The sequence below is a fragment of the Streptomyces sp. NPDC059080 genome (assembly GCF_042739975.1).
In the GTDB taxonomy this organism is placed as follows: domain Bacteria; phylum Actinomycetota; class Actinomycetes; order Streptomycetales; family Streptomycetaceae; genus Streptomyces; species Streptomyces benahoarensis.
The window spans coordinates 113,190-123,387 of the sequence record NZ_JBHYGX010000018.1; the positions used below are offsets into that span (position 1 = coordinate 113,190).

Annotated in this window: 8 protein-coding genes; 3 read left to right on the forward strand and 5 right to left on the reverse strand. The window is 74.4% G+C overall.

Features of this window, described 5'->3' with window-relative positions; translation table 11 throughout:
- Both ACFWWQ_RS16845 and ACFWWQ_RS16850 read left to right on the forward strand, forming a co-directional pair.
- Positions 1 to 1,157: PP2C family protein-serine/threonine phosphatase (locus ACFWWQ_RS16845; RefSeq protein ID WP_384596725.1), on the forward strand; the 1,157-nt coding region annotated here is incomplete at its 5' end.
- A gap of 344 nt (positions 1,158 to 1,501) precedes the next feature.
- A complete protein-coding gene (locus tag ACFWWQ_RS16850; protein ID WP_384596727.1) occupies positions 1,502 to 3,409 on the forward strand; it encodes an FHA domain-containing protein in 1,908 nt (635 codons plus the stop codon).
- Positions 3,410 to 3,452: 43 nt separating this feature from the next.
- On the opposite strand, the gene ACFWWQ_RS16855 is transcribed toward ACFWWQ_RS16850, so the two are convergent.
- Positions 3,453 to 4,469: a methyltransferase domain-containing protein gene (locus ACFWWQ_RS16855; RefSeq protein ID WP_384596729.1), complete on the reverse strand. Its 1,017-nt coding sequence runs from the start codon at positions 4,467 to 4,469 to the stop codon at positions 3,453 to 3,455.
- A 62-nt stretch (positions 4,470 to 4,531) separates the two neighbouring features.
- Between ACFWWQ_RS16855 and ACFWWQ_RS16860 the strand changes: the two genes are divergently transcribed.
- The gene (locus ACFWWQ_RS16860) at positions 4,532 to 4,936 is read left to right on the forward strand and encodes a globin (RefSeq protein ID WP_384596731.1); all 405 of its coding nucleotides are present in this window, start codon (positions 4,532 to 4,534) and stop codon (positions 4,934 to 4,936) included.
- A gap of 68 nt (positions 4,937 to 5,004) precedes the next feature.
- On the opposite strand, the gene ACFWWQ_RS16865 is transcribed toward ACFWWQ_RS16860, so the two are convergent.
- The 4 genes from ACFWWQ_RS16865 to ACFWWQ_RS16880 all read right to left on the reverse strand — a co-directional run bounded on the left by ACFWWQ_RS16865 (position 5,005) and on the right by ACFWWQ_RS16880 (position 9,723).
- The gene (locus tag ACFWWQ_RS16865) at positions 5,005 to 5,748 is read right to left on the reverse strand and encodes a hypothetical protein (RefSeq protein WP_384596733.1); all 744 of its coding nucleotides are present in this window, start codon (positions 5,746 to 5,748) and stop codon (positions 5,005 to 5,007) included.
- The gene (locus tag ACFWWQ_RS16870) at positions 5,745 to 6,179 is read right to left on the reverse strand and encodes an acyl-CoA thioesterase (RefSeq protein ID WP_384596735.1); all 435 of its coding nucleotides are present in this window, start codon (positions 6,177 to 6,179) and stop codon (positions 5,745 to 5,747) included. Before ACFWWQ_RS16870 ends, ACFWWQ_RS16865 begins: the two co-directional genes overlap by 4 nt.
- A gap of 4 nt (positions 6,180 to 6,183) precedes the next feature.
- Positions 6,184 to 7,848, reverse strand: a complete 1,665-nt coding sequence (gene ettA / locus ACFWWQ_RS16875) for an energy-dependent translational throttle protein EttA (protein ID WP_384596737.1) — start codon at positions 7,846 to 7,848, stop codon at positions 6,184 to 6,186.
- 486 nt (positions 7,849 to 8,334) lie between these two features.
- The gene (locus ACFWWQ_RS16880; RefSeq protein WP_384596739.1) at positions 8,335 to 9,723 is read right to left on the reverse strand and encodes an LAETG motif-containing sortase-dependent surface protein; all 1,389 of its coding nucleotides are present in this window, start codon (positions 9,721 to 9,723) and stop codon (positions 8,335 to 8,337) included.
- Positions 9,724 to 10,198 lie beyond the last annotated feature (475 nt).

Consider the following 10,198-nt stretch of genomic DNA (forward strand, 5'->3'; position numbering starts at 1 on the left):
CGCCCGGGGGCGCTCTGTGGGGTGTGTTTGCCCCCTCGGGCTGCCCGCGCGGGCGCCCCGCGGGGGGGGGGGGGGCCGGTCGCGGGGCCCCCCGCCCCCCGCCCGCCCCGGCCCCCCCCGACCCGCAGGCCCGGATCCCCGACGCGGCGCTGGGCGGGGAGGCGGCCGGCCGGCAACCGGCCACCGACCCGCGGGTCGCCGGGTACGAGGCGGTCGCCGACGCCGCCGAGCAGACGCCGGTGCGCGGCACCCGCCGGTGCGTGCTGTGCGGCACGGGCGGCGTGGACGCGGCCGGTTACTGCCCTCGCTGCGGGCAGGCCCAGCCGCGCGAACGTGACCACATGGAGCGGGAGTTGGAGGGCGTCGGCGCGGTCAGCGACATCGGCCGCCGCCACCACCGCAACGAGGACTTCTTCACGGTGTCGGCGACGGCCCTCCAGGACGGTTCACCCGCCGTCGTCGCCGTCGTCTGCGACGGGGTGTCCTCCGCGACCCGGCCCGACGAGGCGTCGGCCGCGGCGTGCGAGACGGCGTGCGAGGCGCTGCTGGAGTCGCTGCCGCGCGGCGTCCACGCACAGCGGGCGATGCACGACGCGGTGGTGGTGGCGGCGGCGGCGGTGAACGCGCTGGCCGGGCCGGACGATCCGCAGGAGCCGCGCCGGGAGAACGCCCCGGCCTGCACCTTCGTCGGCGCGGTGGTCGGCGGCGGACTGCTGACCGTCGGCTGGGTCGGCGACAGCCGCGCCTACTGGGTGCCCGACGACCGCGGCGTCCCGGCGGCCCGTCTCACCGAGGACGACTCGTGGGCCGCGCAGATGATCGCGAGCAATCTGATGTCCGAGGCGGAGGCGATGGCCGACGAGCGGGCGCACGCCATCACCGGCTGGCTGGGCGCGGACGCGTACGAGGTCGAGCCGCACACCCGGCACTTCCAGCCGGACGGTCCGGGCGTCGTCGTGGTCTGCACGGACGGGCTGTGGAACTACGCGGAGTCCGCCGAGCAGATGGCCGCGGTGCTGCCCGCCGACGCGCACGCCCGCCCGCTGGAGAGCGCCCGGACGCTGGTGACGCACGCCCTCGACGGCGGCGGCCACGACAACATCACGGTCGCGGTGGTGCCGTTCCCCGCACCCGCGGGACACGCCGCGACGGCCTGACCCCGGGCGCCTGGAGCCGGTCCGGCGAAACGTCGCGGACACCCTTTGGGCGGGATGTGCGGATTCGTCGGATCGGCACCGTTTCGGGTGGTGGGTGACGCACTCCACACCCCGGGGCGGGCGGGTGCCGTGACGCCCGGTGACGCCCCGGCGGAGGGCGTTCCCCCTTCCGAGGTGGGCGGCGACCGTGGCATGGCGACCGGTACTGTGCGACGGGGCGGCGGCTCCGGCACGTGCGGGGCGCTCCCGCCGCGGCCGCGAGACGGTCCGCCCCACGCCATGACAGACCAGCGAGAGCACCGGCCGTGAGCGCCGGAGACGGTACGGAGGGGGAAGAAACCGACATGCCTACCTGCCCGAACGGACACCAGTCGGTGGCCGAGGACTGGTGTGAGGTGTGCGGCCGGCCGATGGCGGACGCCGTCCCCCCGCCGCCCTCCCTGCCCGCCGGCTTCCTGAACACCCCGCCCGCCGGAACCCCAGGACCGCCGCCCCCGGGCCAGGGATTCCCGCCGCCCGGCGGCCCCCAGGGAGGTCCCCCGCCGCAGGGCGGCCAGGGCTTCGCCCCACCGCAGGACGGTCCCGGCTTCCCCCCGCCGGGCGCGCCCACCGGGCCGCCGCCCGGCCAGCTGCCGCCTCCCGGCGCGCCCACCGGGCCTCCCCCGGGCCAGCTGCCGCCGCCTCCGGGCGGCCCCCAGGGTGGCTACGGTTTCCCGCCGCCCGCGCCCCAGGACGGCCCGCCCCAGGGTGGCTACGGTTTCCCGCCGCCCGCGCCCCAGGACGGTCCGCCCCAGGGTGGCTACGGTTTCCCGCCGCCCGCGCCCCAGGACGGTCCGCCCCAGGGTGGCTACGGTTTCCCGCCGCCCGCCGCGCCTCAGGGCGGACCGGGTCCGCAGGACGGCTACGGCTTCCCGCCGCCGGGTGGTCCCCAGGGCCAGCCGCAGAACGGTGCCGGCTTCCCGCCGCCGGGCCAGGCCGGACCGCCGCCCGGCCAGCTGCCGCCGCCTCCCGGTGGCCCGCAGGGCGGCTACGGTTTCCCGCCGCCCGCGCCCCAGGACGGCCCGCCCCAGGACGGCTACGGTTTCCCGCCGCCCGCCACGCCCCAGGGCGGACCGGGTCCGCAGGACGGCTACGGCTTCCCGCCGCCCGGCGCGCCGCAGGGTGCGCCCGGTTTCCCGCCGCCCGGCGGCCCCCAGGGCGGCCAGGGCTTCCCGCCGCCCCCGGGTGCGCCCGGTCCCGGCGGCGGCCCCCAGAGCAGTTACGGCTTCCCGCCCGCGCCGGGCCCCGGCCCGCAGGGTGGTCCGGGTCAGCCGGCGCAGGGCGGTTACGGTTTCCCGCCCGCGCCCGGCCCCGAGCAGCAGGGTGTGCCCGAGGCGTGCCCGCAGTGCGGTACGCCGCGGGCCGCGGGTGCGCCGTCCTGTGAGGAGTGCCGCTTCGCCTTCGCCGGGCAGGCGCCCGCGTCGTTCGCGCCGCCCGTCGGACACCCGGGCCCGCCGCCCGGCGGCCACCAGGGCGGCTACGGCTTCCCGCCCGCGCCGGGCCCCGGCCCGCAGGACGGTTACGGCTTCCCGCCGCAGCAGGGGCCGCCGCCCGGTGGGCAGCCCGTGCCGCCGCAGCAGCCCGGGGACGACTGGCCGCTGAGCCCGTCGGACGCCCAGGGCGCGCCGCCCGCGCCCCCGGCGCCGTTCGGGCAGCAGCCGCCCGGCCCGCCGCAGGGCCCGGTGCCGCCGCAGCAGCCCGGTCCGTACAACCCGCAGCAGACGCCGCCCCCGCCGGGTGAGCAGCAGTGGGGCGGCGGCCCGGGGCAGGCTCCGGAGGCGCCGCAGGGTCCGGCGCCGGTCGTCGGGGACGGCTGGGTCGTCGCCATCGCACCGGACCGCGCGTACTTCGCGGCGATGATGGAACGCAGCGGCCCGGAGGCCACGGGGCTCAACCTCCCCGCGTACGGCCCCGAGCAGCAGCTGCCGCTGGCCGGCGGGCAGATCGCCATCGGGCGGCGCCGTAACAGCACCGGTGAGTCGCCCGACGTCGACCTGGGACGCTCGCCCGAGGACCCGGGTGTCTCGCATCAGCACGCGCTGCTGGTGCAGCAGCCGGACGGCAGCTGGGCCGTGGTGGATCAGAACTCCACCAACGGCACCACGCTCAACCTCGCCGAGGAGCCGATCCAGCCGTACGTCCCCGTCGCGCTGCACGAGGGCGACCGGGTGCACGTCGGCGCGTGGACGACGCTGACCGTCCGCCGCGGCTGACCCCAGTCGACGGAGAACGAAGAACGGGGCGTGACCTGCGCGGTCACGCCCCGTTCGGGTATCCGCCCAGCTCCCAGGCGTAGGGGCCGGACGGGTCGTCGAGCCAGAACCACTGGCGGTCGCCCTCGACCGTCACGCCGTACCGCTCCCGCCGCGGCTCCCGCTCGCGCCGCCACAGTGCGTACGCCTCCTGCGGCAGCAGTCCGTCCGCGCCGATGTCCAGCAGGAAGCGGAACCGGTCGTCGCCCAGCGCCTCGCGGGGCAGCCCCAGCCCCACCGCGTCCGCCTCGTACGCCCCGTCGGTACCGGCGGCCCGGCCGGGGGTGCGCAGCGGTACGAAGTACACCGGGGTGGGCAGGAAGCGGCCCTCGGCACGGCCGTCCGGCGCCACCCGCAGCTTCAGCAGGCCGGTGCCGAGCGGCGCGAGGATCACCGCGTCCGCCGCGCACTGCCGGGGCCAGGCCGTCGGCACCGCCCCCAGCGAGCAGGTCGCGATGATCCGGTCGAAGGGGGCGCGGGACGGGCAGCCGAGCGCCCCGTCGCCGGTCACCACGTACGGCCGGTACCCGGCGGCCGCCAGCCGTTCCCGGGCCGCCGCGGTGATCTCCTCCTCCAGGTCGACGGTGGTCACCCAGGAGGCGCCGAGCCGGTGGGTGAGGAGGGCGGCGTTGTAGCCGCTGCCGGTGCCTACCTCCAGGACCCGGCAGCCGTCGGTGACCTCCAGTTCCTCCAGCATCAGCGCCATCAGCGACGGCTGGCTGCTGGACGACACCAGCCGCCCCTCGTCGTCGACGCGGAGCGCCAGCGGCGCGTCCCGGTAGACGCCGCGCAGCCAGGCGGCCCGGCGCAGCGGATCGGCGTCGTCGCCCGACAGCCGCTCGTAGCCGCCGAGGACGCTGTCGTGGAAGACCGGGACGAACGCCTCGCGCGGCACCGCGACGAACGCCGCCCGCCAGCGCGCATCGCGCAGCCCGCCGCCGCGTTCGATGCCGCGTACCAGCCGCTCCCGCTCCGCGACCGCCGCCGCGGGCCCGGCGGGGTCGTCCCGTTCCGCGTCCATGTCTCCACTGTCCACCCCGCGGCCCGGACCGCGCCGGTCGGCGTGTCTGACACCATGGACGGGTGACTGACGACCTGCGCACCACCGATCCGGAGCAGACCTTCTACGACCAGGTCGGCGGCGAGGAGACCTTCCGCCGTCTGGTGCGCCGCTTCTACGAGGGCGTGGCCGGCGACCCGCTGCTGCGGCCGATGTACCCGGAGGAGGACCTCGGTCCGGCCGAGGAGCGGATGACGCTGTTCCTGATGCAGTACTGGGGCGGGCCGCGCACCTACAGCGACCGCCGCGGCCACCCGCGGCTGCGGATGCGGCACGCGCCGTTCACCGTGGACCGCGCCGCCCACGACGCCTGGCTGCGCCTGATGCGGGACGCCGTGGACTCCCTGGAGCTGTCCGAGGAGCACGCCGCGCAGCTGTGGAACTACTTCACGTACGCCGCCACCACGATGATCAACTCCCCGGGCTGAGCATCCGGTGGCGCGGCGCGTCACGATCCGCCGACGTCCCGGCGGTCGGCTGACGGCAGGAGCCCCGCTCAGGTCGGCGTGACCGTCAGCCCGGAAAGCCCCGGACCCGTCACCCGTACCGCCACCGACCCGTACGCCGTGGACAGCCGCAGCCAGCCACCGGCGGCGAGCAGCGCGGGCGGCTGCGGGGCGGGCGCGGTCAGCGTCCCGCCACCGGGGCCCGCCGCGACCTGCGCGGGGCGCAGGAAGCCCAGGGAGCGCGCGGCATGCACGGCGCGCAGCGGCAGCCGGGTGTCGCCGAGCGTCCGCGACCAGATCTCCCGGCCGATCGCGTCCCGCGCCGCGCGGGTGCGGTCCTGCGGGGCCAGCGCCTCGTCCCGGGCCCGGAACTCCGCGACCGCCGCGGCGACCGCCCGGCCCAGCGCCTCGGGACCCGGCAGCCCCGGCACCCGCCGCCAGCCGCCACGCGGCGGCAGCACCCCGGCCCATGGCGGCCCGGTGACGGCCGCGGGCACCGTCAGCACCCCGGCGGCCTCCCCGGCGCCCTCCGGAGCGATCGCCTCCAGCAGATCACCGGCGGAGACGGTGGTGTCCAGCCGCATCCCGTCGGGGCCGCCGGGGCCCCGCGGATCGGCGAGCCGGGCCGTGCGGATCGCCAGGACCTCGAAGGACGGCGGCCGCCCGAAGACGGCCAGCGCCCCGCCACCGCCCTGCAACCGCACCGCGGCGGCCTTGTCGTAATGCAGCAGCCGGGCCAGGAAGGCGGCGAGATCCGCCGCCTCCCCGGCATCGGCCAGGCGCAGCACCGTCATCCGGCGACTGCCCCCTTCGTCTGTGCGGCGTCGTCGAGGTACTCCTTCAGATGCGCCTTCTCCTCCGCGGTCAGGCGGCGGGGCCGCTCGGCCGCGAAGTCGAACGGCACGACGACGGTCGAGGCACGCAGATACAGCGTCTCCTCGTCCTTGACCTCATAGGCGACCGTCATCGACGCAGCACTGATCTTGGTGACCCACAGCTCGATGGTCACCGGGGCGTGCCGGTGCACCAGCGGGCGGACGTAGTCGATCTCGTGCCGGGCGACGACGGACCCGCCGGTGAACGACACGCTGCCGTTCCCCGGCGCCAACCGGTCCATGAAGTCGATCCGCGCCTCTTCGAGATAGCGCACGAAAACCGCGTTGTTGACATGACCGAACGCGTCCATGTCGGACCAGCGCAGGGGGCAGGCGAAGGTGTGGCGCACGACGTCAGCCCCGCGTCAGCTTCTTGTACGTCGCCCGGTGCGGACGGGCCGCGTCGGCACCGAGCCGCTCGACCTTGTTCTTCTCGTACGACTCGAAGTTGCCCTCGAACCAGAACCACTTGGAGTCGCCCTCGTACGCCAGGATGTGCGTGGCGACCCGGTCGAGGAACCAACGGTCGTGGGAGACGACCACGGCGCAGCCGGGGAAGTCCAGCAGCGCGTTCTCCAGCGACGACAGGGTCTCGACGTCGAGGTCGTTGGTCGGCTCGTCGAGGAGCAGGAGGTTGCCGCCCTGCTTGAGGGTGAGCGCCAGGTTGAGGCGGTTGCGCTCACCACCGGAGAGCACCCCGGCGGGCTTCTGCTGGTCCGGGCCCTTGAAGCCGAACGCCGACACGTACGCGCGCGACGGCATCTCGACCTGGCCGACGTTGATGTAGTCCAGCTCGTCGGAGACGACGGCCCACAGCGTCTTCTTCGGGTCGATGTTCTCGCGGCTCTGGTCGACGTAGGAGATCTTCACCGTCTCGCCGACCTTGATGGAACCGCCGTCCGGCGTCTCCAGGCCCTGGAGCATCTTGAACAGCGTGGTCTTGCCCGCGCCGTTCGGACCGATGACGCCGACGATGCCGTTGCGCGGCAGCGTGAACGACAGATCGTCGATGAGGACCTTCTCGCCGAACGCCTTCGAGAGGTTCTCCACCTCGACGACGACACTGCCCAGACGCGGGCCCGGCGGGATCTGGATCTCCTCGAAGTCCAGCTTCCGCATCTTGTCCGCCTCGGCGGCCATCTCCTCGTAACGCGCCAGACGCGCCTTCGACTTGGCCTGCCGCCCCTTCGCGTTGGAGCGGACCCACTCCAACTCGTCCTTGAGCCGCTTGGCGCGCTTGGCGTCCTTCTGGCCCTCGACCTTCAGACGGGTCTGCTTGGTCTCCAGGTACGTGGAGTAGTTGCCCTCGTAGCCGATGGCGCGGCCGCGGTCCAGCTCCAGGATCCAGCCGGCGACGTTGTCGAGGAAGTACCGGTCGTGGGTGACGGCGACGACGGTGCCCGGGTACTTCGCGAGGTGCTGCTCCAGCCACTGCACGGACTCGGCGTCCAGGTGGTTGGTCGGCTCGTCGAGAAGCAGCAGGTCGGGCGCCTCCAGCAGCAGCTTGCACAGCGCGACGCGGCGCCGCTCACCACCGGAGAGGTTGGTGACCGGCCAGTCACCGGGCGGGCAGCCCAGCGCGTCCATCGCCTGCTCCAGCTGCGTGTCCAGGTCCCACGCGTTGGCGTGGTCGAGGTCCTCCTGGAGCTTGCCCATCTCCTCCATCAGCGCGTCGGAGTAGTCGGTCGCCATGAGCTCGGCGACCTCGTTGAAGCGTCGGAGCTTGCCCATGATCTCCTTGGCGCCGTCCTGGACGTTCTCCAGGACCGTCTTCGACTCGTCCAGCGGCGGCTCCTGAAGGAGCATGCCGACGGTGTAGCCGGGGGAGATGAACGCGTCACCGTTCGAGGGCTGCTCAAGACCTGCCATGATCTTCAGCACCGTGGACTTACCGGCGCCGTTGGGGCCCACGACACCGATCTTCGCGCCCGGCAGGAAGCTCAGCGTCACGTCATCGAGGATGACCTTGTCACCGTGCGCCTTGCGCGTCTTGCGCATCGTGTAGATGTACTCAGCCAAGAGAAACCGTCCGGCAGTCTGGATCGTGCGGGTCTGTAGGGGCTCCGCCGCGTGGGCCATGAAGCGGCGTGGCCGCGCGAGGGCAGATACACCCATCTTGCCGTACTGCCCTGCCCAGGCGGAAACGCGTGGAGGAATGGTGGGGACAGCGGGGCGGCGGGGTGCCCGGGGACGGCCGGGCGCCGCCGGTACGCCGCCGGGCGCCGCCGGTACGCCGCCGGGCGCCGCCGGTACGCCGCCGGGCGCCGCCGGTACGCCGCCGGTACGCCGCCGGTACGCCGCCGGTACGCCGCCGGTACGCCGCCGGTACGCCGCCGGTACGCCGCCGGGCAGGATATGGGCCCGGGGCCCGGACCTGTGGCCCGCGGCTCACGACCGCCCCGGGCCCGTGGCCACCGCCCGGCCTGCGGTGCGTACCCGTCCGGACACACAGCGGCGGGCGGCGCCCGTCTCAGGGTGCCGCCCGCCGTCGCTCACGAGGAGGTGTTACGCAGTCTTCTTCTTACGGAGGAAGAACACCGCGCCGCCGCCGATCAGCACCAGCACGACCGCGACGCCCGCGATCACCGGGGTGGCATTGCTGGAACCGGTCTCGGCGAGGTCACCGCCGCCGGTGTCACCACCACTGGTGCCGCCCACCGACGCCGGGCTGGGCTGCGGGGTGGGCTTGCCACCACCGGAACCGGCGGTCTTGCAGTCCAGCACCCCCGAGAACGTCTCCTCGAAGCCGCCCTCGCCCTTCACCGTGATCTTGTACGGCTGGTCCTCGCCCACCGGCACCGTCACGGTCTTCGACTCACCCGGCGCGACCTCGTAGTCCTTGCCGGACACCGAGAAGGGGAACGCCTCGTCACCACGGTTGGTGGTGGTGACGTCCACCCCGCCCTTGGAGCAGTTCTTCTGCGCGGTCACCGCGGGAACGGCACCCTGCTTCTTCCACGACGCGGTCGCCGCCGCCGACACCGTCGACTCGCTGGACCCGGCCAGGATCTGCGTCTGGCTCTTCGCGTGCTCACCGATACCGGTGAAGGCCCGGCCGACCGGCACCTTCGTGGCGGCCTGCACGGTCAGCGAGGTGCTGCCGTCCTCCGTGCCCTTGGGCACGTCGAAGAACAGCTGGGAACCGTCGGCGGCGCTGGTGACGGGCTTGCCGTCCTTGCCGACGACCTTCACACCCGACGGCAGATCCGCGGCCGGGGAGACCGCGACGCTGTCCGCGTTGGTGCGCACCGTCACCGGACCGAGACGGCTGCCGGACTTACCGGAGACCGCCGGCGGGTCCAGCGTCAGCGACGCCTTCGGCTCCGCGAGGTTGCGCGCACTGCGCTCCAGGTAGTCGGCGAGCTTCTCAGCCGCCGGGTTCACCGCGTCCACCTTAACGTGGTCGGAGAACCGCCAGATCGCGACCTGCGTACCGGCCGCCGCCGTCTTCTCGCTCAGCCCCTGCGCACCAGCCTTCTGCGCCAGCGCCGCCAGGTCGTTCACCTGCGGGTACGAGTTCTGCAGAATCCAGCGGATCTTGCCCGCGTCCGCGTTGTTGTGCAACGACGAAGCGCTCCAGGGCACTTCCTGGTACTTCGCCTGCTGCTGCGTAGGGTTGTGCACGTCGATGCAGTACGTCTGCAGCGTGCCACCGTTGTCCACGGACATCTCGAACAGGCCCGCACCGAGGGGCTGGTCCCCACCCTCACCGTGCACGATCGCCTTGTCGTAGACCTTCAGTCCACCGAGCGTGGCCGTGGCACCGCCGTGCCCCGCGACCGTCTCGTCCGCCACGGCGGGCCCCGCCGTGGCTATCGCACCCGCCGCGGCCAGGCCGGAAGCCAGGACCGCGGCAGCAAGGCGGGCTGCGCCCCGCCTCTTCCTCGAAAGCATGAATTTCCCCTCTGGGCGAGGCGGTCGAGTGGGGAGAAGCCTCGCCGGAAAGATCCCAAACAACTCAACAGCTGAACAGATCAGCCCCCGTGAGTACTCGTCGGATCCTAGGGAGAAGGCGCAACACGGTCCCCAGGATCACACCCTCGTACGCGATCCGAATCGCAATCGTTATCGAGGAGGGAACGTGGGGGCTGGGATTATCGATAAATCGGTGGGGGGCGGGGGGCTCCCCCCTCCCCCTCCCCCTCCCCCTCCCCTCCCTGCCCCCACCGGCCACCACCGGCCACCACCGGTGCCACTGCCACCACTGGCGCCGATACCTGCACCGGCACCGACACCGGCACCCCACCAACCTCCGGGGGGGGGGGGGGGGGGCGCCCCCCCCCCCACCCACCCCCCCCCCGCGCCCCGCCCCCCCGCCCGCGCCCCCAAGGGCTCAGACGCGCGCGCCGGGGGGGGCCGGGGCGCACGC